The 22,592-nt window shown below is 49.2% G+C and carries 24 protein-coding genes, 1 tRNA gene, 1 pseudogene and 1 riboswitch; of the genes and pseudogenes, 8 read left to right on the top strand and 18 right to left on the bottom strand.

Annotated elements, in window-relative coordinates; translation table 11 throughout:
• The 5 genes from A8707_RS18390 to A8707_RS18370 form a co-directional block, all read left to right on the top strand.
• Nucleotides 1–591, top strand: a 591-nt coding sequence (locus A8707_RS18390; protein ID WP_156518698.1) for an IS200/IS605 family accessory protein TnpB-related protein, incomplete at its 5' end; no start/stop codon positions are given.
• Nucleotides 592–593: 2 nt separating this feature from the next.
• On the top strand, nt 594–2,132 hold the full coding sequence (locus A8707_RS18385) for a ComEC/Rec2 family competence protein (RefSeq protein ID WP_068818656.1): 1,539 nt from the start codon (nt 594–596) through the stop codon (nt 2,130–2,132).
• A 45-nt stretch (nt 2,133–2,177) separates the two neighbouring features.
• Nucleotides 2,178–2,262, top strand: a tRNA-Ser gene (locus tag A8707_RS18380).
• Nucleotides 2,263–2,422: 160 nt separating this feature from the next.
• Entirely contained in the window at nt 2,423–4,159 is a 1,737-nt protein-coding gene (locus tag A8707_RS18375) for a mechanosensitive ion channel family protein (protein ID WP_068818655.1), read from the top strand.
• Nucleotides 4,160–4,261: 102 nt separating this feature from the next.
• Nucleotides 4,262–4,504, top strand: coding sequence for an antitoxin family protein (locus A8707_RS18370; protein WP_068818654.1), 243 nt, complete (start codon nt 4,262–4,264; stop codon nt 4,502–4,504).
• 141 nt (nt 4,505–4,645) lie between these two features.
• Here A8707_RS18370 and A8707_RS18365 read toward each other — a convergent pair whose 3' ends face one another.
• The 6 genes from A8707_RS18365 to A8707_RS18340 all read right to left on the bottom strand — a co-directional run bounded on the left by A8707_RS18365 (nt 4,646) and on the right by A8707_RS18340 (nt 9,712).
• The gene (locus A8707_RS18365) at nt 4,646–5,248 is read right to left on the bottom strand and encodes an exopolysaccharide biosynthesis protein (RefSeq protein WP_068818653.1); all 603 of its coding nucleotides are present in this window, start codon (nt 5,246–5,248) and stop codon (nt 4,646–4,648) included.
• A 142-nt stretch (nt 5,249–5,390) separates the two neighbouring features.
• Nucleotides 5,391–6,227 (bottom strand): ABC transporter ATP-binding protein, encoded by an 837-nt coding sequence (locus A8707_RS18360; RefSeq protein WP_068818652.1) that lies wholly within the window; start codon nt 6,225–6,227, stop codon nt 5,391–5,393.
• A 30-nt stretch (nt 6,228–6,257) separates the two neighbouring features.
• Complete coding sequence (locus tag A8707_RS18355) at nt 6,258–7,658, bottom strand: CmpA/NrtA family ABC transporter substrate-binding protein (RefSeq protein WP_068818651.1); 1,401 nt, start codon at nt 7,656–7,658, stop codon at nt 6,258–6,260.
• Nucleotides 7,659–7,678: 20 nt separating this feature from the next.
• Nucleotides 7,679–8,566, bottom strand: coding sequence for a nitrate ABC transporter permease (gene ntrB / locus A8707_RS18350; protein WP_231948136.1), 888 nt, complete (start codon nt 8,564–8,566; stop codon nt 7,679–7,681).
• A gap of 35 nt (nt 8,567–8,601) precedes the next feature.
• A riboswitch (cyclic di-AMP (ydaO/yuaA leader) is annotated at nt 8,602–8,736 on the bottom strand.
• 130 nt (nt 8,737–8,866) lie between these two features.
• Nucleotides 8,867–9,430, bottom strand: a complete 564-nt coding sequence (locus A8707_RS18345) for a pyridoxamine 5'-phosphate oxidase family protein (RefSeq protein WP_068818650.1) — start codon at nt 9,428–9,430, stop codon at nt 8,867–8,869.
• 81 nt (nt 9,431–9,511) lie between these two features.
• Nucleotides 9,512–9,712: a cation transporter gene (locus A8707_RS18340; protein ID WP_068818649.1), complete on the bottom strand. Its 201-nt coding sequence runs from the start codon at nt 9,710–9,712 to the stop codon at nt 9,512–9,514.
• Between the two features lie 203 nt (nt 9,713–9,915).
• Here A8707_RS18340 and A8707_RS18335 point away from each other — a divergent pair, with 203 nt between their 5' ends.
• The gene (locus tag A8707_RS18335; RefSeq protein WP_068818648.1) at nt 9,916–10,998 is read left to right on the top strand and encodes a FecR family protein; all 1,083 of its coding nucleotides are present in this window, start codon (nt 9,916–9,918) and stop codon (nt 10,996–10,998) included.
• A gap of 38 nt (nt 10,999–11,036) precedes the next feature.
• Nucleotides 11,037–11,993: an outer membrane beta-barrel protein gene (locus A8707_RS18330; RefSeq protein WP_068818647.1), complete on the top strand. Its 957-nt coding sequence runs from the start codon at nt 11,037–11,039 to the stop codon at nt 11,991–11,993.
• 6 nt (nt 11,994–11,999) lie between these two features.
• On the opposite strand, the gene A8707_RS18325 is transcribed toward A8707_RS18330, so the two are convergent.
• Nucleotides 12,000–13,172 carry a tetratricopeptide repeat protein gene (locus A8707_RS18325; RefSeq protein ID WP_068818646.1) on the bottom strand — a complete coding sequence of 391 codons (1,173 nt, stop codon included), beginning with the start codon at nt 13,170–13,172 and terminating at the stop codon, nt 12,000–12,002.
• Nucleotides 13,173–13,249: 77 nt separating this feature from the next.
• On the opposite strand from A8707_RS18325, the gene rpiA reads away from it, so the two are divergent.
• On the top strand, nt 13,250–13,960 hold the full coding sequence (gene rpiA, locus A8707_RS18320) for a ribose-5-phosphate isomerase RpiA (protein ID WP_068818645.1): 711 nt from the start codon (nt 13,250–13,252) through the stop codon (nt 13,958–13,960).
• Between the two features lie 41 nt (nt 13,961–14,001).
• Here the strand turns inward: rpiA and A8707_RS18315 are convergent, their stop codons facing one another.
• The 11 genes and pseudogenes from A8707_RS18315 to A8707_RS18270 form a co-directional block, all read right to left on the bottom strand.
• The gene (locus A8707_RS18315) at nt 14,002–14,661 is read right to left on the bottom strand and encodes a cadmium resistance transporter (protein ID WP_068818644.1); all 660 of its coding nucleotides are present in this window, start codon (nt 14,659–14,661) and stop codon (nt 14,002–14,004) included.
• Between the two features lie 60 nt (nt 14,662–14,721).
• Entirely contained in the window at nt 14,722–15,717 is a 996-nt protein-coding gene (locus A8707_RS18310; protein WP_068818643.1) for a pentapeptide repeat-containing protein, read from the bottom strand.
• Complete coding sequence (locus A8707_RS18305) at nt 15,714–16,862, bottom strand: hypothetical protein (RefSeq protein WP_068818642.1); 1,149 nt, start codon at nt 16,860–16,862, stop codon at nt 15,714–15,716. Before A8707_RS18305 ends, A8707_RS18310 begins: the two co-directional genes overlap by 4 nt.
• Before the next feature lie 72 nt (nt 16,863–16,934).
• On the bottom strand, nt 16,935–17,807 hold the full coding sequence (locus A8707_RS18300; protein WP_068818641.1) for a carbon dioxide-concentrating mechanism protein CcmK: 873 nt from the start codon (nt 17,805–17,807) through the stop codon (nt 16,935–16,937).
• 90 nt (nt 17,808–17,897) lie between these two features.
• Nucleotides 17,898–18,053 (bottom strand): annotated as a pseudogene (locus A8707_RS30680) (helix-turn-helix domain-containing protein); the annotation flags it as partial.
• Between the two features lie 15 nt (nt 18,054–18,068).
• Entirely contained in the window at nt 18,069–18,197 is a 129-nt protein-coding gene (locus A8707_RS30295) for a hypothetical protein (protein WP_269452743.1), read from the bottom strand.
• A 43-nt stretch (nt 18,198–18,240) separates the two neighbouring features.
• Nucleotides 18,241–18,873, bottom strand: coding sequence for a hypothetical protein (locus A8707_RS18290; RefSeq protein WP_197484872.1), 633 nt, complete (start codon nt 18,871–18,873; stop codon nt 18,241–18,243).
• A gap of 80 nt (nt 18,874–18,953) precedes the next feature.
• Nucleotides 18,954–20,957 (bottom strand): ribulose bisphosphate carboxylase small subunit, encoded by a 2,004-nt coding sequence (locus A8707_RS18285; protein WP_068818640.1) that lies wholly within the window; start codon nt 20,955–20,957, stop codon nt 18,954–18,956.
• A 177-nt stretch (nt 20,958–21,134) separates the two neighbouring features.
• Entirely contained in the window at nt 21,135–21,434 is a 300-nt protein-coding gene (locus tag A8707_RS18280; RefSeq protein ID WP_068818639.1) for a EutN/CcmL family microcompartment protein, read from the bottom strand.
• Between the two features lie 3 nt (nt 21,435–21,437).
• Entirely contained in the window at nt 21,438–21,779 is a 342-nt protein-coding gene (locus tag A8707_RS18275) for a carbon dioxide-concentrating mechanism protein CcmK (protein ID WP_017290237.1), read from the bottom strand.
• 63 nt (nt 21,780–21,842) lie between these two features.
• Nucleotides 21,843–22,151 carry a carbon dioxide-concentrating mechanism protein CcmK gene (locus A8707_RS18270; RefSeq protein WP_068818638.1) on the bottom strand — a complete coding sequence of 103 codons (309 nt, stop codon included), beginning with the start codon at nt 22,149–22,151 and terminating at the stop codon, nt 21,843–21,845.
• Nucleotides 22,152–22,592 lie beyond the last annotated feature (441 nt).

The following is a 22,592-nucleotide window of genomic DNA, read 5'->3' as shown; positions in this document are numbered from 1 at the left end:
AATAACAAGCAAGTTGCCACCCTCAAAGAGAATCAGCCTCAAGGTTTTTGGTCTAAGCGATTAGCTGCCATCACTGAGAAACGCAATCGTCAGGTTAGGGATGCGGTCAATAAAGCGGCTAGAAAGGTGATCAATCATTGTCTTGAGAACAGAATCGGCACCGTCGTGTTTGGCTGGAATCGAGGGCAGAAAGACGGTGCCAATATGGGTGCTAAAACCAATCAGAAGTTTGTCCAGATTCCCACGGGCAGACTCAAAGAGAGAGTCTCGCAACTGTGCGAACAGCACGGGATTCGATTCGTTGAGACGGAAGAAAGCTATACGTCTAAGGCTTCGTTTGTGGATGATGATTTCCTGCCTAAAATCGGTGAGAAACCCGAAGGGTGGAAGGAGTCAGGCAGACGAGTTAAACGTGGCTTGTACCGCACTCAAAACAATCAGTACATCAATGCTGATTGCAACGGTGCGGCAAACATCTTGCGAAAAGTAGCGACAACTTTAGGGCTATGCCTTGAGGGAGTCAGTAGGGGCGCTTTGTTAACGCCTTTGAAGGTTCGCTTGTGGACTCTTCAAGAATCCCCTCGCCTTTAGGCATGGGGAGTATCAAAAGAGTTGGATTGTCCCACGCTCTAGCCGCATCAGGATTTCAAGTATCGCTGATTTTAAGTGTTGTCCTAGCGTTATTAAATCGGTTCTCAACCACAGTTCAAGTGATCGCCGGAGTGACAGCCCTTCTCATATTTTTAGGATTAACGGGACTGGAGCCATCTGTTTTAAGAGCCGTGATCATGGGCTTTGGATTGCTAATCGGACTTGCAAACAAACGCAGCGTTAAGCCGTTAGGAGGACTATTACTCGCTGCAATCATCTTGCTGATCTTTAATCCGATGTGGATTTGGGATTTAGGATTTCAGCTAAGTTTTCTAGCCACACTGGGACTGCAAGTCACATCACCGTCCTTAGTCAAGTCACTGGACTGGCTGCCTAGCGTTTTTACGTCTATGATTGCAGTTCCGATCGCAGCTTATATTTGGACATTGCCGCTTCAGTTATATTCATTTGGAGTGCTTTCTCCTTACAGCATTCCAGTCAATGTAATAGTGACTCCCTTAATTTCTATCATTAGCATTGGCGGAGTGATTAGCGCTTTTCTAGCGTTGATTTCTCCGATCGCAGGCAGCGCCTCAGCCTGGTTGCTGCACTATCCAACTTATGCAATGTTGGCGATTATTGATTTCTTTTACAAACTACCCGGAAACTCGATCGCCGTTGGCACGATTTCTGCATTCCTCATGATCATTCTCTACGGACTGATTTGTCTGCCTTGGCTGCGACCCAAACTGCAACCTTATTCGTGGGCGATCGGACTAGCTGCTGTCGCGTTAGTCTTTATTCCTGCGGGATACGTTAAAGCAAATTCGCTGCAAATCACCTTGCTGGCAACGCTACGAGATCCCATTTTAGTCATTCAAGATCATGGACGAATTGCATTAGTGAATAGTGGTGATGAATCAACGGCGAGTTCAACCGTCTTGCCGTTTCTGCAAAAAGAGGGCGTGAATCAGCTCGATTGGGCGATCGCAACTCTCTCAAACGAAACGACAAACGCAGGGTGGTCTGCCCTACTCGATCAGATTCCTACCAAATCTTTTTATCAGTTGGCGAATTTAAATACGGCTGAAAATGCCACGATCGCGCAAACTGTTCAGACTCATCAAGGGCGTTATTTACCGTTTTCGATCGGGCAAATCATGAAGATGCACTCGACCTCAGTGGCACTGGTGAACAGCAAACCTGAAATGGTGCAGTTTCAAATCGGCGAACAAAATTGGCTCTGGCTAAAGGATGTTCCTAAAAAGCAGCAGACAGAATTGCTCTCAAATCCAGCGTTGCAAAACAATCAGGTGCTGTGGTGGTCAGGCAAAGCCATTCAGTCCGAGATGCTCGATCGACTCAAGCCAAACGTGGCGATCGCTTACTCCAATCAAGTCGATCCTGAAACCGTGGCTCAACTTGAGAAACGTGGAGTTCAGTTCTATTCTCTAGGGCGCGATGGGGCAATGCGCTGGACTCCGCAGACAAAATTTGAAAAGACTTCAGGATCAGATGAGAAAGATGCTTTGCCGATATAGTATGATTAATGACCAAAGAGTGATGATTGACCATCAGGCTCTCTTGGAGAGGTGGCAGAGCGGTTGAATGCGGCGCACTCGAAATGCGCTTTGGGGCAACTCAACGGGGGTTCGAATCCCCCCCTCTCCGTTGAATTAGACAAGGCTACGATTCTAAAGCAGGAGAATCAAGTTTTAGGAAAGAATCGCAGTGGTTTGTCATGTCTAAATATTATGTAGGTAAATGAATCAAGATGACTATTCGCTAGCCTGTTAAAGGTTGATTTGCTGGATGTGATTAGGAGGCAGGTGTGATTCGACAAAAAACGGTTGCGATCGGCATAATTTTTGGATTAGCGATCGTGTTGTTGTGTCCATTCATTTCATCTGCCCAATCTCCAAGCACTCCTAGCCTTCCTCAGTTGACGTTGCCTCAATTGACGGCTCCCCAAATCGCCGCTAATACCGAGCTTGCGAGAGGAGATGTCAAACTAGACGGGCGGACATTGTTTACGATCGCCGCTCCTGCAACTCGCAGCCCACAGGGCAGCACACCGATCGCGTCTCGCGTGCAAAACATTGAGACCAACCTAAATCGTCTTGTCGATCGTAGTTTTGACCCTGATCAATTGCAAGTGACAACGGCGATCGATTCAGCCAGTAATCTGCCTGTCATCTCTGTTAACGATCAATATTTAATGACGGTCACGACTTTAGACGCTCAGTTACAAGGGCAACAACCTAGCAGCTATGCAAAAGAACTCACGCCAACCATTCGCAATGCTTTGGTTGAAGCGAAACAAGAACGGCAATCCGACTTCCTGGTGCGTCAGGGAGTGCAAGCGGTCGCGATTTTATTTGGCATATTCTTGACAAGTTGGATTCTCTCTCAGTGGCAGCGTCGGTTAACTCGTCAGCAAAAGCAAACTCAAGCAGAGATTCCAGCCGATCCCATTGTGTCACCCAATACCGCAGAGTCGGCTAAAGTTGCCACCAGCCAAATCGTCCAGCAGCAAATGGTCAAGCGTCAACAGCGCAACCTAAGAGAGGCACAAAGGAGGCTCTTGCAACTCACCCAAGTCGGAATCTGGGGAGTCGGCACTCTGATTATTTTGGGGTTATTTCCCTATACGCGCTGGCTGCAACCGATTGTCTTCTCGACTCCGCCCAAAATCTTGGGCATTACGATCGTCACTTATCTAGTCATTCGTCTCACTGATGTGGCAATCGATCGCGTCTTTAGTGCCTTGAGTGATGGAGAGTTTATTAGCCCTCAAGCGTCACAAAGAATTGCTTTACGAGTTTCTACATTTTCCGGCGTAGTTAAAAGTCTATCGGCTCTCATGTTTATTAGTATTGCTATTATCGCGATACTTTCGGTTACAGGAATTGAAGTGGTTCCATTATTAGCAGGTGCTGGAATCATTGGTTTAGGCATTTCTCTCGCATCTCAAAACCTGATTAAAGATGTGATTAACGGATTTCTCATTCTCTTAGAAGATCAATATGCGGTTGGTGATGTGATTCAGGTTGGCACCGTGTCTGGATTAGTTGAAAACATGAATTTGCGAATCACTCAACTGCGAAACGCTGAGGGACGATTAATTACGATTCCCAATAGCTCGATCGCGATCGTAGAAAATCTCTCTAAAGATTGGTCACGGGTAGATCTGGCGATCGTCGTTTCCTATGATGCTAACCTCGATCAGGCAATTCACCTGATCAAACAAGTTGGGCACGAAATAGATCAAGCCCCCGATTGGCAGGCAAAAATTATCGAGCCTCCAGAAGTGCTCGGAGTCGATGACTTAAACAATGCGGGTGTGACCATTCGCGTCTGGATTAAGACACAACCGTTGCAGCAATGGAACGTGGGGCGAGAGTTTCGACGACGTTTAAAGCTAGCAATGGATGAGCAAGGCATCGCGATCGGGATTCCTCAACAGTCATTTTCGCTCAGAGGCACGGCAGACGATCGAGCCTTTGATAGTGGCAGTCACCCCTCAGAGCAGGTGAATAATTTAGGGAGCGGGAAGTCTCGGAGGTGAAAATGTCACAAGCCACCAAGAGTAAGGATGGCAATGTTTTGAGTTGGGTTATGAAGCGATCGACTATGCTTGAGAGCATAGCAATTAGCCTGGAGTTCCTCAATGCCTCAAGCGCTGAAAGCAATTTCTCGTAATGGTGCATTCATCCTTCAAACAGATTTTGAATTGCCCGAAGGAACTGAGGTCGAGTTGTTGATTCAATCTCCTCAAGTCGTGTCGTCGCCGATTCCTGATGTAGAAACTAAACAACAGTTTCTCAAATCGCTAGTTGAGCGAATGCAGCAAAATCCGATTCCACTCAACGCTCCTCGATTCACGCGAGAAATGCTGCATGAACGCCGTTGATACTAACATTCTGATCAGGGGTTAGGAATTGTTAATCCATTCAAATGAATAGTTAGTTTAGGGAATGGAGAGTCTCGATCGAAGAGTAAGGATTTAACGTGAATAGAAGACTTGTGGTTATGTAGCAACAACCCATGTTATTTAAAACAGCGTTTGGAAAAAATTAGGCGCTTGCCAGAGAAGATAAGCGATCGCAGCACAGGCGATCGTAATCAGCAGCGTCATCCCATAGGCGACGCACATCAATAAACCATCTGACTCCAACATGGCGACGACTAAGAGCAAAATCCCGATCGTGGGAAATGGATTCGTGAATGGAATCGGCGCAATCAATAGAATCGCTAACCAGGTGATACACAGCCCATTAAACTGCCAGATATAAGGATTTGAGGCAATGTGAGTCAAACGCGGACGAGTGATTTTTTCAAGAACTTTAGTGACTCGTTTCACGTTCTGCAACAGTTGTTTGGCAAACGCTTGGGGAAACTGAAATCGAGCCACTTTTTTGGGAAGCCAGGGCGATCGCCGCCCCAGCGCCATTTGCATTCCCAACAAAATGCAGCCAGCCCCCGGAATGCCCGTCAAGCCGGGTGGCACAGGAAACAAGAAGGGCAGCACCAATAACCCAATCACCAAACTAAATCCACGCTCTGAAGTCTCTGACAAAATTGCCGCCAAGGTTAACGGCTGCTCAGAAATACGCTTCAGCAACGATTCAATATCTTGAGAAAACCGCAGGTGCATAGGGAAAACAAGGCAGAGGTCAGAAGGAGTTTGCAATCATCGTAGCTTTTACGTTTGAGGCTCCAGACGTTTCTTCAGCATTCAGAGTCATTTTTCCGAATTTTTGATTCCTTCTCAATCTTTCTGAATTCCTGATTCCTTCTTAGTCTTCTGCGCCAAAGTGAGAATCGAGAAAATTGAGCGCGTGATTTCGCAATTCATAATAGTCAGAAGATTGACGGAGTTGAGCACGATCGCGCGGATGCTGAAACGGCACTTCTAAGATTTCTCCGATCGTGGCAGCAGGTCCGTTGGTCATTAGGACGATTCGATCGGACATATAAATTGCCTCGTCTACATCGTGGGTAATCATCATCACGGCTTGACGATGGCTCTCCCAAATCTCTAAGACTTGACGCTGGAGCTTGCCGCGAGTCAGCGCATCTAAGGCTCCAAACGGTTCGTCCATGAGCAGCATTTTGGGACGAGTTGACAATGCACGAGCGATGCCGACCCGCTGTTTCATCCCACCCGAAATCTCATCGGGATATTTGTCTGCGGCGGCGGTCAGATTTACCATTGCAATGTGTTCATTGACGAGTTCTTTTTTCTCAACGGGTGAGAGGTGAGTCAGCACTTCATCGACCGCAAGGCGAATGTTTTGTCGCACGGTTAGCCACGGTAGCAGCGAATACTGTTGAAATACCATCATCCGATCGCAGCCAGGTTTGCAGATTTCTTTGCCCTGCAATCGGACTGAACCAGAAGTCAGTTTTTCTAACCCTGCCACAATTCTCAGCAGCGTTGACTTGCCACAGCCAGAGTGACCGATGACTGAAATGTATTCAGTTTCGGCGATCGTTAAATTAATCTCTTTCAGCACCAACGATTCTCTGCCGTTTCCAGCTTTAAACGATTTGTGCAGATCCTCGATTTTCAAGAATTCAGACCGATCAAACTGAGAAGGCTGCGATACGCTCATAGCAGTAGATTCAATCATGATAAGACTCCTACAATTAAGGACGATCGATTAAGCCAAGTAGAACTGAGTAGGACGATCGGCACGAATTTCAAAGCTTTTAAGATAGCCCACCGGATCGCTGGGATCAAATGCCTTTTTGTCGATAAACACCTCAGCAGGTTCGACTTTATAATCGTCTGCTGGACATGCAATGCCCATCTCGGCAGCAACCTCTCGATAGAGTTCCGTCTTCCAAGCGTTTTTGGCAATCTGATCGGCGTTTTTAGGAATCTCTTTGATCTGTCCCCAGCGCGCTGCTTGAGTCATTAACCAAATGCTGTGCGATCGCCACATAAACGTCGAGTGAGCATTCGCCACTTGGGGAATATTGGGCGGAATGTCAAAAAATATCGTCGTGTCCGCCGCTCGAATCGTGCGATCTTTGCCATCAAATCCGCCGTAATTGTAGTCACCCACGATCGCGGGTCGCGTCAGTTTGGGCTTGGCTCCCGTAAACGATCGAGCCGAAATAATCTGGGCGACTTCTTCGCGATTTTGCGGATTACTACAATAGCGACAGGCTTCGATCATGGCTTTGAGCAGCGATCGATAGGTTTTAGGATTTTCATCAATGAATGACTGCATTACACCGAGGAGTCGATCGGGGTGCCCTGTCCAGATCTCTTTGCCCTGAGCAAACGTGAAGCCAATGCCGTCATTGCCTGTAATAGCGCGGGTGTTCCAAGGTTCAGCCACCATGTAGGCTTGCATCGCCCCGATTCGCACATTCACCAACATTTGCGGCGGCGGCACGATAATTATGCGAAACTCTTTGAGCGGATCGACTCCAGTTGCGGCAACCAGATAACGCACAAAGTATTCGTAAATCGCAGAACTTAGCACCACTGCCCAGACTCGTTTCTCAGGTGGCAGATTGTCAAAATAGCGGCGAAAGTCTTGCCCAAATGCGGCTAAGTCGCCGTTATATTCAAACCAGGGGCGCAGTCCGGCATCCCACATGGCTTTGTTCATCGTCATCGCGTTGCCGTGACGATGTAGAGTCATCGCCGCACAAAGCGGTGCATGACGAGCGCCTTCTGCCCCGATGTGGGCGTTGGTGACGGCACCTGAGACGACCGGAGAGGCATCTAGTCGCCCAAAAATAATGCCATCGCGAGAGGTTGCCCAGCTTGCCTCGCGGCTGAGGTTCACTGTTAGCCCATATTTACGAAAAAAGCCTTTTTCCCAAGCGATCGCAAACGGGGCGCAGTCATTGACGGGCACATATCCGATCGTCAGATTCGGCTTTTCTAACGTCTCTGGTTTGACGACTTGCTCGATCGACATCGCGGACTCTGAGAGACTTTGAGGAGCACGATTGGCGTTAATCGCACAGGCAGAAAGCGCAAACCCTGCGGCAGATCCTCCCATTTGCTGGAGAAAGTTTCGGCGCGTCCAGATATTGGTCATGATGATTAGGAGAATGAGTGTTAGAGCGATCGCTGTCGGTGAGTCACGAGCGTTTCTAATTGCCCGATCGCCATATCTAAAAACAATCCGGTTAACCCGATCACAAACACGGCTAAAAACACAGAACTTAGGTTTAAGCGGCTCCATTCATCCCAAACAAAAAAGCCAATACCTACGCCTCCGGTGAGCATTTCAACGGCAACGATCACGAGCCATGCAACGCCTAAACTAATTCGTAATCCAGTAAAAATATAGGGCAGACTCGCCGGAAGAATCACTTTGAGCATTTGCCTCCAACGTGGCATCTCTAACACTTGTGACACTTCAAGATAATCTTTGGGAACGCTAGCGACTCCTAAAGCGGTATTAATAATCGTCGCCCACAAAGACGTAATGAAGATCACAAAAATAGCAGATGGATCAGCCAAATTGAAAATCGCCAGCGAAATCGGTAACCATGCGAGAGGTGACACAGGCTTGAAAATCTGAATCACTGGATTTAACGCCATCATCGCTTTTCTAGACATCCCGATCAAGAACCCGATCGGAATGGCAACCAGTGCGCCAAGTAGAAACCCAATCAACACGCGACGCAAACTTGCTAGAAGTAACCAACCAATGCCTAAATCACCTGGACCGCGACGATAAAACGGATGGAGAATAAAATCTAAATTTGCGATCACCGCTTCGGGGGGGGTGGGCATCACATCATGGTTAAAACTCGCCACTGCCCACCAGACTGCAATCACTCCCAAAAAGCCGAGAATCGGTAGCACAACGGCATCCCGCGAGATCACAGGACGCATCTTTCGCCAAGTAGCCTGAGCCGCGATCGCCAAAATCGCAGCCAAATTTAGCTGAAGAACCATATCAATGCCCCAACGAATAAGTAAACTGGGAAGAGGCACTGATGAGTCTAAAACACAAATAAATGCTGACTCTTCAGTCCTCTCTCAATGCTGACGGAGTTAGCTGACGGGCGAGGGCTGAGAGATGCCCCTCTTCGGATCATTCAAACCCTGAACTCACGAAGATAAGCCCCAATAATTTGGTTCCTCCGCTTCAGCAATCTAAGGGCAGCTAACCACTCAGAAAAAGCTGAATTAAGCTGACTTACTATCTAACTTTCTACAAAATGTAGCACCGAACTAAAGCGATCGCCAATCTTTCTCACGATCGAGCTAATTTATACTTGCGATCCCACCGTCTTATTGATGGACTGCATCAGTTTTACCCAATAGATAAGTCGGCAACCCATCAATACTGACTTGATTTTTGTCTTGCCAATAGCGTTGAAGCCCGTCTTCCCCTTTTTTCTCAGCCCAACGAATCATGGTTTCTCGCTCTCCTTGATAGTCATAAAATGGCACGCCATGACCACAAGAAGTCTGAACAGACTCAACGCTTAACTGGATGATTTGTCGCGTACCTGGAGTAGAAGGAAATAAACAATCGAGGTTTTCCCATTCAGCATCTCGCGGACGAATCACACTGCCTTGACCATAGAGCCGCAAAATCAAAGGCTGCTGCGTAAAACTGCAAAACATGATCGTCATCCGTCCATTTTCGATCAGATGGGCGCTGGTTTCGTTGCCGCTTCCGGTCAAGTCGAGATAGGCGGCAGTGTGAGCATCAAGACACCTAAAGGTATCGATTCCTTTCGGTGAAAGGTTGATGCGTCCATGAGTTGGGGCAGATGCTGTGAAAAATATCTGCTGTTCAGCGATAAACGCTTGCAGCGGTTCAGTGAGTTCGCGATAAAACTTTGACACGGTGAGAAACGGTGAAGAGTAAAGCGATCGTCCGATCGTTGATCTACTTTACTCTTCGCGTGGGGCGATCGTCCGCATTTTCTAGCTCTCGGTTACTTTGTGCCCAGCCGCCGTGATCAATTGCTTAAACGTCTCTTCAGAAGCTTTTGCGTCGATCGTCACCGTTTTTTGTTCAACATCAATGTCTACTTTGGCATTGGGTTCAGCCGTCAAAATAGTATCTTTGATGTCTTTGGCAATTGCAGAGTTGTCAAGGGTTGGAACATGCAGTTTTAATGCCATGAGATTCACTGTAAATAGCCTTTTATTATCAGCCTCTTAGTTAGATTTTTTCCCCGTCTTGAGATAGATTTCCGATCGTAACTTTTTCCGGATGGGAAATCTGCAAGGCTGTAGTTAGAGAATCATCAATGTTTGATGAGCAACCGCATAAATACGCATTTTGAATCCTACTTTAAACATATTGCTGTCAAGAGAGAGTAGTCATGAATGTAAAATCACTGAGTCGTAGCGTCATTATAGGCAGTCTTTTAGGGGTGGTGTGGATGCTGCCTGCCACGGCGCAACAAGCCATGCTGACTCGTGGCGAAGTCTATAAATTGATCAACAACGTGCAACTGTTGCTCAACAATCGATCGCCGCGTTCTGCCAGAGTCTCGGATGTAATGGTGCCGCAGGATGCGCTCCGCACAGCAAGTCGATCGAAAGCCGAATTGCTGTTTAACGAAGGCTCTCTAGCTCGCATTGGCTCAAACGCAATTTTTCGCTTCATTCCAGGGCTGCGAGGCTTTCAGCTTAGAAACGGGACGGCGCTGATCATGAGTCCGCCGACGACCGCATCGACACGCATTGAGACTTTAGAAGGTCAGGCAGTCGCCGAGATTCCGGCTAGTTCACCCCCCGGTGCCGCCGCCACAAATGTGACGAGTCTAGCGATGGTCGTTCAAGTCGATGGCGTGGCGCAAAAATCGGACTTTTATAATCTCACGGGCACACCGATCAAAATCACTGATGCTAAAGGCAGTTTCATATTTATCCAGGGCGGACAAACCGCATCTGTTGTCAAAGGCACGTTAGGCGAAGTCAAAACCTTTGACTTGCGGACGTTTTACCAAACGAGCGGGTTAGCTGTGGGCTTGGGACCCGGACAAGACTCGATCGTGCTCCAAGAAGCGCCACCTGTTCAGCAGACTCTAAAAGCAGTCAGAACAGCAACCCTGGCAACGCTCGATTTGCAAACCAAAGCGATCGAAGGACTCTGCACGCTTAACGCCAGAGGAGGAGATAGCACGCTAGCGACTAATTGCATTACGACTAATTCTGACGACCCACTTCGAGGCTATCTCGATCGACGTGATGTGGTGACTCCGGTGCCCGATCGTCCGATCCCACAAATCCCAATCCCGCAAGCCCCGCCGATCGTGCCTCAAACGCCCCCGTCGTCACGGTTCCGACCACTCCACCTAACCCTAATGCGATCACAGGAACTCCGGTGCTGGTGCAGGGTGGCAATAATCAAGCGCTTCCAGTCAACAATCAGACCCCCGGACTTCGCTGATTTAGTCTAAGACGACTCTTTGAATCTTTTCACCCCAGATGATGGATTATGCGTATTTCTCCTTTGATCGCTCTCTGTGTGTTGGCAACGCTCAGCCGTTGTGGGCTTTCTGCGATCGCTCAGGCTGCCCCAGATCTGGTGGTGCCAACCCGTCAACTTCCAATAAATCCAGACCCGACGGCATTTCCATCTGATCAAACAGCGCCCCCAGATGCCCAACCGCTTGACCCAGAAGATACCAGATCAGAAGTCGGTGAGATTCGGATTCTCGATCGTCCAGCAACCGCAGAGCGTCGTCAACCTGATGTGCAGCTACTCTTGCGGTCTTCTGTGTTTTCTAGCTCTAACATCACGTCTCTCAGCACGTTTCGCCCTAGTGACACCGTGTTTATCAATAGTGCATCGCTGTTAGCCACGCCAAAGTTGGGTGAAACAACGCGCCTGATTGCGGCGGCTGGCGGTGGGTTGGTGCGGTTTGCCAATCGCGGTGACTCAGACCATAACCTGCTCAACTTTAACGTGGCAGTGCAGCAGCGCATCGCCCCCGGAACCTATGGACAATTGGGCTGGGTGCAAGAAAACCTCTATCGATCGGGCAGTGGCGATCGACTCTTGCAAGATAATTCTCTCCAGTTTATTTTGGGTCGGCAAGATCAGCTTGGGCAACAACTGCGTCTCGACTCGTTTTATGAATTGAGAGCTAGTTTTACCAATCCCGATGATCAAAATCGCGTGGCAAATACGCTGGGTGCTCGACTGCGATATGACGTTACCCCTAAGCTGCAAGGCGCATTAGACTATCGACTCACCTTTAAGAATTTCACTCAGGTCGATCGCTCTGACACCGAGCATCAGATTAGTGCCCTGGCAATCTACAACATTAATTCTGATGTTTTTGTCGCGGGTAGCGTGTCTTATTTGTTTGGGCGATCGTCCAGTTCAGCGATCGATCTCGATAATCTATCGGTTGGCGTTAGCCTTGGTTGGAACGTGCCGCTATTTTGAGCGTTACTAGTTTCGTTTTTCATCCATCCACTCGCCAACGAGTGAGAGGGCTAAGATTATGGCTGCTGCTGCGATCGCGGTGAATCGACTAGCGATCGCCAATCCTCCATTCATCACGCTATAGAATCCGCCCAGGCTATAGAATAAACTCAGCGCAATCACCACCATTGCCGGAAGTTTTGTTTTGACGATCATCCCGCAGATATTTTGCAGGTCGTTCCGCAACCGTTCTTTATCGATCGGACTCTGACTGAATAAATAGCGTTTTAACCGTCCCGCTTTAGCGAGTGTGAAGAGTTTGCTGCGCGTTGCTAGATAGAAATCGGGACGCAGGACAAGCGCTCGATCGAAGTTGGCGATCGCTCCGTCATATCGCTCTAATTTGCGTAATGCCAATCCTCGACCGTGCCAAAATTGCGGCTCATCAGATTTGAGTTTGAGGGCATGATCATAACTAGCGATCGCCTGCTCATAGTTCGTGAGTTTTCGCAGGGCTGCGGCTTGACGACTCCAGAGCGTAGCTGTAGGTTCTAAAAACAAGGCGCGATCGTAGCTTTCAACCGCATCGTCATAGCGCTTTAACCCATAGAGCAAATCGCCTCGACGACTCCAAGCATCAGCATTGTTGGGCTGCGACTCAACGACCCGATCGTAGCTAGCAAGCGCATCGTCATAGCGACCGAGACTCCAAAGAATGGCAGCCCGATCGCGCCAAGCCTCCGCCAGATTTGGATCGGATAGAACGGCTTTGTGGTAGCTCGTCAGCGCTTCTTTTCGACGCTTTAAGCTCTGCAAGAGATTGCCTCGATGCAGCCACGCTTCTGCATTCTCAGGATCGTACTTTAAAACTTGGTCAAAACTGACGATCGCTGCCTGCGATCTCGCCATCTGTTTGAGCGTCAGTCCGCGACCGATCCATGCGTCAATCAAATCTGACTGTAACTCTAAAGCCCGATCGAAACTGACTAACGCCGCTTCAAAGCGACCCAATTTATATAGGGCAATGCCTCGATCGCACCAGATATCTTCATCATCAGGCTGAAGATCTAGCGCCCGATCGTAGTGCTGAATCGCAGTTTCAAAGTCGGCTGCGTCTGCAAACTGCTTGCCTTGTTGCAATTGCCAAGACAGCGATCGCTCAGTGGATTCTTCGGGCAAGAAATCTTCATCATCACTCATAGACGGTCACGCGCAGATAGTATTAAAGGCTAGGGAGTGATCACTCCTGCACCCCGAATTGTTTAGGACTTTTGATCATGAGCGTAGAAACTGACCCCGCAAAAATCATGAAACAGCAGGTGGGAATTGCCGCCGCCGCCAGAGTGCAGTCTGGTTCCATTGTAGGACTGGGCACTGGGTCAACAACTGCCTACGCGATTCAGGCGTTGGGCGATCGTCTCAAGTCAGGCGACCTCAAAGATATTAAAGGCGTTCCCACCTCGTTTCAAGCGATCGTGCTGGCAAGACAAAACAATATTCCGCTCGTGACGTTAGACGAAATCGACCACATTGATGTGGCGATCGATGGAGCCGATGAGGTCGATCCGCACAAGAATTTGATCAAAGGGGGCGGCGCTGCTCACACGCAAGAAAAGATCGTCGATTCGCTCGCAACTCTGTTTATTGTCGTGGTCGATAGTGGCAAATTAGTTGAGCATTTGGGATCAACCTTTTTACTTCCGGTCGAAGTGATTCCGATGGCGGTGACTCCGGTGATGAGAGCGATCGCCAAACTCGGCGGCAAACCCGAACTGCGGATGGGCATCAGAAAAGCAGGTCCAGTCGTCACTGATCAAGGCAATTTAGTCGTCGATGTGAAGTTCGATCGCATTGACAATCCGGCTGACCTTGAGAAGACTCTCAACAACATTCCCGGCGTGTTAGAGAATGGCTTGTTTGTAGGCTTGACTGATGTAGTTCTCGTGGGAGAAATCATAGACGGCAAGCCTTCAGTCCGCGAACTTTAAGTCGGGGTTAAATTTCTTAATTGACTGACATTTATCGTCAGTCAATTAAGAGACTGAAGGGTTATGAGCAGCCTATAAGTCTCGCTGTCAATCAGAATAAAAATTCCTACCCCGATGAGCACAAAAGGCACGATCGCCGCACCATAGCGCGTCAACACACGAGCGACGATCGGGTGACGAGCGAGTTGATACGCCACGTAGCACCATACTCCCACCAGCACAAAAAATACGCTGAGAATCACTCTGAGACTGGCTGCACTGCTAGCGGCAAACAACGGCACATAAATTCCGATGTTGTCGCCACCGTTGGCGATCGTCACCGCAGCCACCTGATAACTTTGAGGAGCCAACAGCCCTAACGCTGACAGAATTGGCAACTTGATTGTTGATTGAAAGTCGTTGGCGACCGTCTGTACTTCATTCTCATCTTCTGGGTGAATGAGTTGATAAAGCCCGATCGCGATCGGGACCAATCCGAGCAGCCCAATCCAGGGTTTTGGCACTATCAAGCCGCCAAAAAAACCGGGCAAACTTGCAAGAATCAAAGCACCAAAGCCTAGGTATTGACCCACCACGATATGTTTGGGACGAAAGACGGCATTGATCTGTGCAAAAAACAGCATCAAGATCACAAGGTCATCTAAATTGGTGGCAATAAAGGCGGTCACTCCAGCAAAAATGGCGCTGATCAACTCACTCATCTGTCGCACGTTGAAGGTTAGAGTTATTAACTTACAGGATTTATCGGGTGCATTCGCAAGTTAGGTCTGCACACTGCCATCGGGCAAGGTTGCGCCCTGCAAAATTGCGCCATTCAACAGAGCGCTGCTGAGTTCTGCCCCCGCTAAATTTGCCCCCGTTAAATTTGCGTCGCGTAAATCGGCTCGACCCAAATAAGCCTTGATCAAAAGAGCGTCTACCAAGATTGCATAACGAAGATTGGCGTGAGTAAATTCGGCACGATTGAGGCGCGATCGAGTCAAGTTCGCCCGCTGAAAATTCGTTTTGTGCAGTTTTGCATCGCTCAGTGTGGCATCTCTCAAATCAGCGTCCGATAAATTTGCCTCGTTTAATTGAGCGCGGTTTAGCTTGCAGTTGCGTAACGTCGCTTGGCTGAGATTTGCCTCGGTGAGAATCGCGTCGGTTAAAAACGTCCCGTTGAGAATTGCGTCGGTTAAGTTGGCTTCGGTGAGGTCTGCATTGCGGAGGCTAGCTTCACTGAGGTTTGCGCCGATCAGGTTCGATCGACTCAGGTCAGCCCCGGCTAAATTAGCTCCGCGCAAGTCGGCACCTCGCAGATCTGCCCCGCGTAGGTTTGCCCCTTTGTAAGCACGTTTTTCTTCTCGTAGGTTTGCCCCGCGCAGGCAAGCACCCCGCAGATCTGCCCCGCTGAAATTGACGTTTCGCAAATCGGCATCTCTAAAATTGGCATCCAGCAACGTTGCTAAACCCAGGTCGGCACCTCGCAAATCAGCCCCATAGAGAATGGCTCCATGTAGATCGGCATCTCGTAGACTTGCGTTACATAGAGTTGCCTGACTGAGATTTGCACCACACAGCTTTGTGCCTTTGAGATTGGCGTGGGTGAGATTCGATCGGTTCAAATATGCAAAGATCAAAATCGAATGATGGAGGTCAGCGTGAGCTAAATTGACCCCAATTAAGTCTGCTCCCGTCAGATTGACTCCGCTCAGGTTTTCCTTCGTGAAATTTGCATCTCCCGATTCATAGCGACCCAGCACTTCTTGACCGTTCATAATTCTTGATTCCCGATCGCTGAACTTGATTTCGGCACACCACTGATTAAAACTTGCGTGGAGTTTGCCCGTGTAACCTCGGCAGTGATCTGCAAAGCCTGCTGAACGTGCTGCTGAAGGCTGATATAGCCTGGTTTCAGACTTTTGAGAATGACGCGAACCACCTCGACATAATCCTCAGGTGGGTTCAACTGTTGTGCTGCCACTTCTAGATTTGATTGCAGATCTTCTAAAGAGTGACAGACCGTTGTGACGCTGCGCAGCAATCCTTCAAGGCTATAGAGCTTGAGATTTGACCAATCTTGTTCTTTGTAGGTAAATGGATAGTAGACCAGAGAAAACAGCAGAATTTTTGCTCGAAGCGGGTTAGCAAACTTGACGATTTCTAATCGCATATCAAAAAGCTCGATCGCAGGTGCAGTTTGAGAACTCGGCGGAGCGACTGCTTGAGTCGCTAAATCGTTTGTAGACTCTGGACTGATAACCTCACCTTCCTGAGAATAAAGCTTGCCCATTTCACGCAAAATCATGTTGGCGATCGCCGCATACTCAATCGGCTTATTTAAGCTTTTGACGATTGCCGCCAGTCCGATTTGCAAACTCTCGATCGTCGGATATTGATGCGCTAATTCGCTGATTAGTCTATTGATCTCCGCCTGGTCAATTTTAAGCGGGTCAGCTTCCCAATGTTTGCGGGCAGCATAAATCATTAGCTTTTTAATGCGGCTAGAATGGACTTCTTGTTCTAATATTTTTGTAATTTGGTTTTGTAATTTGCCCCCGATCGCATCCAGTGGATTGGTGTTGATCGTCGTTTTCTCGATCGGAGTCGCACTTCTATATAACCCCGTCAAGTTTTCTATAATCGTGGTTGCGACTTGAAGATATTCTTCTTGTTTGCTAAGGGTGCCGACCAGTAGGTGTAACTTGTATTTCAGATGCTCTAACGTGGGGTTAAGATAACGCAGCTCTTGCACCAGGCTTTGCAGGCTGATCACACTGAGTCGATCGGGATCATTCTCCCACCAGTTTTTGCAGGCGTATAAAATCAGCTTTTTAATGCGAGCCGCGTTTGCATCTTGTTCTAGCCGACGCACGATTTCAGAGAAGGTTTGCTCCGGGGGCAGAGCGCGATGATCCGCCATTAGATAAGGACGAGGTAGGTGTGTGCCTAGAATGCCCTATCCAGTCACACTTTGCACATCAATCCTGGGTTCTCACACGGCTTCTTCTGGGGGCTGATTGAGCTTTTTAAGCTCGATCGGCGGAGTCACGTCGATCGTCTCTTCTTGAGGAATAGGCATCGCGAGTTCTCGCAAGTCTTCTGCCTTGGGCTGGCGCGATTCTGGAAGTTGCAGCCCCGTTTGGGTCGGTGCCAGCGACTGTAGCTCTTGCTGAAGTTCGGGTAACGCCACCAGTTCTTTTTCGGTTTCTTTAAGTTCGATCGGCAACCGCAAGGGCTGTAGTTCTTCGATCCAACAGCTTGCAAGCGGTAGGGTTTGATCTAAATCTTCAAGCGCACGAGGAATCACCATTACAGAGTGAAGTTCTCCGATGCGCTCAGCTTCTTGCATTCCTACGTCGATCGCCATCGCAACGTTGGCGATCGTGCCGCGAATAATGGCGGTGCAAAGTCCTGACCCGATCGTTTCGTAGGCTGTCAAAGTCACGTCAGCCGATTTGAGCATGGCATCTGCCGCACCGACCATCGCCGGAAAACCGCGAGTTTCAAGCAACCCCACTGCCTGATTGCGAAACGGATTACCGTGCCGCCCTTTGGCAAGTTCGGCGAGTTTAGTTCCGATCGGCAACACCGCTTCTAGATTTGCTAAGGGGCGAGGAACGACCAGCGTCGAGACTTTCTGCCCAAACTGAGCGGCAAGGTCAATGCCTTCTTGCACTGCCAGCCGCACATCTGAAATGCCGCCTCGCACAACAGCGGTGCAAAACCCACCGCCTGTTTTTTCATAGCCAACCAGCGTCACGTCTGACGATTTGAGCATCATGTCAGCAATGCCCACGATCGCTGGGAAGCTTTCAGTAGAAACCAGACCTAAAGCAGTATCGGTAAATCTGTCTAGACGATTCATCAGCGAAGGAGTGACAGGGCAGTTCTTAACTTCAATCTTAACTGGTTTGTAAAGTTCTTCAGTTTTGGTTTCTTTCTTGCCAATGTAGAATCACGCGGCTTTCAGTGAAACTTCAACTCTCACATCCATTCCAGCACGAGTCAGCATGTTGATCAATTTATCGACGCTGAACCGATCAATATTGCCACTGATTAGATTGCTAATGCGGGGCTGTGTTTCTCCAAAAAATGCGGCGGCTTGCTCCTGTGTCCAATCTTGAGCTTAGATGTATTGCCTCAAATCCAACATTAAATCGGCTCGAATTCTCAGGTTGATAGCTTCTTCAGCATCGAACCCTAAATCTTCAAACACATTGTCACTGCCTTGAGTAATTTTTGCCTTATCTAGCATAGTTTCCATTCCTACAAATATAGGAAGCACCGAGCGATCGTCACTAAGAATTCCCGTTCAAATGACCGTTATCAGAAGCAGAATTGCGTTGATTTTGAGGAAACAACTTGACGAGAAGATTATTGACGTAAGACTGTCCATAAACGCTAGCAACTATTCCGTTGCTGAGTTCGGGTGCCTGCTCCTGCAAGGGTTGTTCAGACTTTGGTTCTTCAGCCGGAATCTCTGGTTGAGGAGATGCTTTAGTTTCAGCCCAAGGATCGGGAGGGGCTTCGACAGGAGGTTGAGTATCGGTAACTTTGGGTTCTTCTGGAAGACGGCTGCGATCGCCCACCAGTGAACCCGGAGCTACCAATCCGCCCACCTCGATAGAGCTATCTAAAATCGTTGTAGCTGATCCGATACAAGCCCGATCGCCGATTTTTACCTGACCAATCAGTAAAACCCCCGCCCCAATGATTGCCCCCTCGCCGATTTCTAGCGTCCCTTCATGAACGTGAATCACAGAGCCAATGCCAATGCAGACCCCAGCCCCAATGATAATCCGACTACCAGACCCTGCTTGCAGCAAAACACCCGGCGCGATCGCTGCCCCTTCGTGAATAGTGACATCGCCACTCACGAGATAATGGGCGGTGTCGATCGGACATAGCTGCAGAGGCAAAAAGTGCATCATTCAAGAGTTTTCGAGTTCTAAGCTTTGAGTCTTGAATTCTGAATAGATACTCCAACTCAAAACTCAAAGCTCGAACCTGTTTATTTTCCAGCTTTTTGAATCACAAGCTCAACCAGGCGGCGTTTTGCCTTTGGATCGATGCCGACTAAGCGAACATAGTTACCCGCGTGTTCAGACAGCGCCGATTCGAGAGCCGCCAGTGCTTGAGACTCAGAACCTGCCTGAATCGATGCCCCTGTCTGCCAAGCGCCCCCTTTATAGCGACGTGCATCGGCATACTCCAGCCCAATCCGCGCACCTTGACGCACCAGTTGACGCACCTGATCGACCGCTTCATGACTGAGCTTTTGGCTTCCTGACGAAGAGCTTGAGAAGCCAGAACCCGCAGGGGTAGTAGCCGGAGTGTAGACCGGAGGATCAAGTACCAATGCGGTCTCAGGCGTTCGACCCGGACGGTGAACTACGGTTTCGAGAACCCGCTTTTTGGCTTGAGTGTCAACCCCAACCAACCGAACATAGTGATCGCTATGCTCTCCGATAAACGACTCTAAAGCCGCGATCGCTTCCCCTTCCGATCGTGTGTGGATCAAAGGCGCACTGTTCCAAGAGTTAATCTTGAATCGCCGCTCGTCGGCAAACTCCAGCCCGATCGCTGCCCCCTGCGACAACAGTTGACGAACCTGCTGGGCAACACTGCCAATCGCACGGGTTGCACCCTGACTAGGAGCCAATCCACCGTTAGAAGCAGGTCTGACAGGTGAGTCTGAAATGTGCTGCTTGTGAGCAGGGCGCTGAACGATCGCTTCTAAAATTCGCTGCCTTGCTTTGGGATCGATGCCAATAATCCGCACATAGTCGCCCAGGTGACCCGACATGCAAGCCTGCACTTCAGCCAAAATTCCAGCCTCGTTGGTGGCTTGGATAGAAGCGCTTTTCCAAGAACTGGTTTGGAAGCGTCGCTCATCGGCAAACTCAATCCCAATCCGTCCGCCTTTACTCAACACTTGGCGAATTTGAGCAACGACAGAACCCTCGATCGAGCCGCTTGCAGCAACATGACCGTTTCCATTGCCATTGCTAGAAGAATAAGACGGTGCTGTATAGCTACTGGATGAACCATTAGAAAGGTGGGTAGGTGTCGCGCCCGGACGCTGAATAATCGTTTCCAGCACGCGCTTTTTAGCGTTTGTATCAATGCCAATGAGCCGCACATAGTCGCCGCTGTGCTCTTGCATACACGAGTTGAGCGCCGCCAGCACGTCCGATTCGCGATCGGACTGAACGATCGCACAACTCTTCCAAGAACTGATCTTAAAGCGACGCTCATCGGCGTGTTCGGTGCCAATTCGATAGCCTTGAGCTAGCAGTTGACGCACTTGCTCAATCACGCCGCTATTGCCCGAACCATTGGCAGAGCGGCTAGAAACATTTGCAGGGGGTTGATTCATTGTAGGGGTAGCCATCTCATCTCTGATTGGGGCAATACAAGCGATATTTTCGGCGCAGCGATAACCCGATCGCAGCGCATCATTGATGTGAATAATATGCGACGCAAACTTCACGTCGGCTTCTAGCACGTTGGGTAAGCGATCGGCTTGCTGCTGACTGGTGATCACCGCTCCAGAAGGCACATACTTTCCGGGCGGAATTTCCACATCTTGAACCAGCGCGTGCATCATAACAATGCTGCCGCTGCCGACTCGTGCATTGAAGACGGTCGATCGAAACCCAATAAAACAGTCGTCACCTACATAAGCAGGACCGTGAATGAGCGCCATGTGAGTCAGCGAAGAACGGCTTCCTACCCAAATCGAGTAAGCTTCACCATCATCCCCATTGACTCTGCCCTGCTCTAACCCGTGCATGACGACCCCGTCTTGAATATTGGTGTCGTCGCCGATGTAGAACGGATGCCCCTCATCTGCTCGAATGGAGGTGCCTGGCGCAATCATCACATTTTCGCCGACCCTCACGTCTCCAATGATGTTAGAGAACGAGTGAACGTAAGCGCTATGGTGAATATCGGGTTCGGCGAGAGACTGTGACCAAGGTGTGGGCGGAGCCGCAGAACTACGGACTGCCATAAAACATTCTCCTAACTGACCGCGCAGTGTAAGTCACGATCGCACCCATTGCAGGGAAATGGCTCGATCGTGATTTTCTTACGCCTAATCCAAATAGCATTGCTGGTTAGCGGTAGCGTAGTGCACCGTTCACGATCGCAGAGCACGTTAAGTTATCACCCACGCACCGCGCAATCATCAATATTGAGTTCCTTTGTTGTAAAGCGCCCGATTATCAACACTCACGGTGTCAATAATCCCAATTACCGCCGCATCGACGGGGCGCTGTTCACTTCCAGGAACTTGACGGGCAGCACTGCCACGGCTAACCAAAACCCACTCATCGATCCCTGCTCCTACGTTGTCAGCCGCCACTTCATATTGCGGAAGTGGTTGCCCCGCGTCGTCTAAGAATTGCAGCAGTAGGAACTTCACGCCTCTTAGACTCGGCTCTTTTTGGGTGCTGACAACGGTGCCGCGAACTTTGGCAATTTGCATTAGTTAGGGACGGTTGAGAGGGCGAATGCCGCTGACGCTCTCACGGAATGGCTCGACTGCCTCGGTGTATCGAATCGGCAGCACATACTCCAGGTTTTCGTGAGGGCGCGCGATGATGTGGGTAGACAACACTTGTCCGCCGTTTACTCGCTTAACGTTCTCGATGCCAGCCGCAACCGATGCCTGAACTTCAGACACGTCGCCACGAACGATTACAGTGACGCGACCGCTTCCAATCTTCTCGTAGCCAACCAAAGTGACGCGAGCGGCTTTCACCATTGCGTCTGCGGCTTCCACCACTGCGGGGAAACCCAAAGTTTCAATCATGCCAACTGCAATAGCCATCGTTAAATTCTCCCTTCCAATCAAATTCTAAGCACAACAAATGGGTCAGTGGACGATCGCCCATTAACTTCGGAACTGTTCAACCGCTTCGGTGTAGCGAATCGGCAGCACGTATTCCAGGTTTCCGTCGGGGCGTGCGATAACATGGGTCGAGATCACTTGACCTCCGTTAACACGCTTAACGTTTTCGATGCCAGCGGCAATCGAGGCTTGTACCTCAGACACGTCTCCTCGAATAATCACGGTGACGCGACCACTCCCAATCTTCTCGTAGCCAACCAGGGTGACGCGGGCGGCTTTCACCATTGCGTCTGCGGCTTCTACCACAGCCGGAAATCCCAGCGTCTCAATCATTCCCACAGCGATCGGCATTCTTGATCTCCTGCATAAGTGAAACTAATTACATCAGCCCCAGACAAAAATATTGACGGGACAGCCCATGATTCCAAGCTTTACCAGCGCTCTTTAATGATGGTCTCTACTCAGAATAGGGGTGTTGTTGACGCTTGACAATATAACGCTTGATGATAGTTGTAAATCCTAGGTATAAGCCGGACTAATCTATCGTGTCAAGACTCTGCTAGGCTGCCGCACTGCCCGCGTACGGATAATGAAGACTGCCTATAAGATTTCGTCTTCAGCATCATAGACTCTTTTCAACGCCATTTATAGAAAACTTTCTTGTACATAAGTCACATTTATCTACAAAAGTTTGCTTTTCGACACCATTGTTCCGCTCTATAAATCGCATTGTACTTTTAAGGGTGTTAGGCGTTAAGCTGAAATTTATGCAATAAGTTGTTCTATTTTTTA

This window comes from Phormidesmis priestleyi BC1401 (assembly GCF_001650195.1).
Taxonomy (GTDB): Bacteria; Cyanobacteriota; Cyanobacteriia; order Leptolyngbyales; family Leptolyngbyaceae; genus Phormidesmis_A; species Phormidesmis_A priestleyi_B.
Note: the sequence above shows the minus strand (reverse complement) of the source record. Positions and strands in the feature narration are given on the sequence as shown.

Excerpts from the sequence above, each read along its gene's own strand:
- A8707_RS18385 (WP_068818656.1), top strand. The coding sequence starts at position 594 with ATGGGGAGTATCAAAAGAGTTGGATTGTCCCACGCTCTAGCCGCATCA.
- A8707_RS18370 (WP_068818654.1), top strand. The coding sequence starts at position 4,262 with ATGCCTCAAGCGCTGAAAGCAATTTCTCGTAATGGTGCATTCATCCTT.
- A8707_RS18365 (WP_068818653.1), bottom strand. The coding sequence starts at position 5,248 with ATGCACCTGCGGTTTTCTCAAGATATTGAATCGTTGCTGAAGCGTATT.
- A8707_RS18360 (WP_068818652.1), bottom strand. The coding sequence starts at position 6,227 with ATGATTGAATCTACTGCTATGAGCGTATCGCAGCCTTCTCAGTTTGAT.
- A8707_RS18355 (WP_068818651.1), bottom strand. The coding sequence starts at position 7,658 with ATGACCAATATCTGGACGCGCCGAAACTTTCTCCAGCAAATGGGAGGA.
- A8707_RS18340 (WP_068818649.1), bottom strand. The coding sequence starts at position 9,712 with ATGGCATTAAAACTGCATGTTCCAACCCTTGACAACTCTGCAATTGCC.
- A8707_RS18335 (WP_068818648.1), top strand. The coding sequence starts at position 9,916 with ATGAATGTAAAATCACTGAGTCGTAGCGTCATTATAGGCAGTCTTTTA.
- A8707_RS18330 (WP_068818647.1), top strand. The coding sequence starts at position 11,037 with ATGCGTATTTCTCCTTTGATCGCTCTCTGTGTGTTGGCAACGCTCAGC.
- A8707_RS18325 (WP_068818646.1), bottom strand. The coding sequence starts at position 13,172 with ATGAGTGATGATGAAGATTTCTTGCCCGAAGAATCCACTGAGCGATCG.
- rpiA (WP_068818645.1), top strand. The coding sequence starts at position 13,250 with ATGAGCGTAGAAACTGACCCCGCAAAAATCATGAAACAGCAGGTGGGA.
- A8707_RS18315 (WP_068818644.1), bottom strand. The coding sequence starts at position 14,661 with ATGAGTGAGTTGATCAGCGCCATTTTTGCTGGAGTGACCGCCTTTATT.
- A8707_RS18310 (WP_068818643.1), bottom strand. The coding sequence starts at position 15,717 with ATGAACGGTCAAGAAGTGCTGGGTCGCTATGAATCGGGAGATGCAAAT.
- A8707_RS18305 (WP_068818642.1), bottom strand. The coding sequence starts at position 16,862 with ATGGCGGATCATCGCGCTCTGCCCCCGGAGCAAACCTTCTCTGAAATC.
- A8707_RS18300 (WP_068818641.1), bottom strand. The coding sequence starts at position 17,807 with ATGAATCGTCTAGACAGATTTACCGATACTGCTTTAGGTCTGGTTTCT.
- A8707_RS30295 (WP_269452743.1), bottom strand. The coding sequence starts at position 18,197 with ATGCTAGATAAGGCAAAAATTACTCAAGGCAGTGACAATGTGTTTGAA.
- A8707_RS18290 (WP_197484872.1), bottom strand. The coding sequence starts at position 18,873 with ATGATGCACTTTTTGCCTCTGCAGCTATGTCCGATCGACACCGCCCAT.
- A8707_RS18285 (WP_068818640.1), bottom strand. The coding sequence starts at position 20,957 with ATGGCAGTCCGTAGTTCTGCGGCTCCGCCCACACCTTGGTCACAGTCT.
- A8707_RS18280 (WP_068818639.1), bottom strand. The coding sequence starts at position 21,434 with ATGCAAATTGCCAAAGTTCGCGGCACCGTTGTCAGCACCCAAAAAGAG.
- A8707_RS18275 (WP_017290237.1), bottom strand. The coding sequence starts at position 21,779 with ATGGCTATTGCAGTTGGCATGATTGAAACTTTGGGTTTCCCCGCAGTG.
- A8707_RS18270 (WP_068818638.1), bottom strand. The coding sequence starts at position 22,151 with ATGCCGATCGCTGTGGGAATGATTGAGACGCTGGGATTTCCGGCTGTG.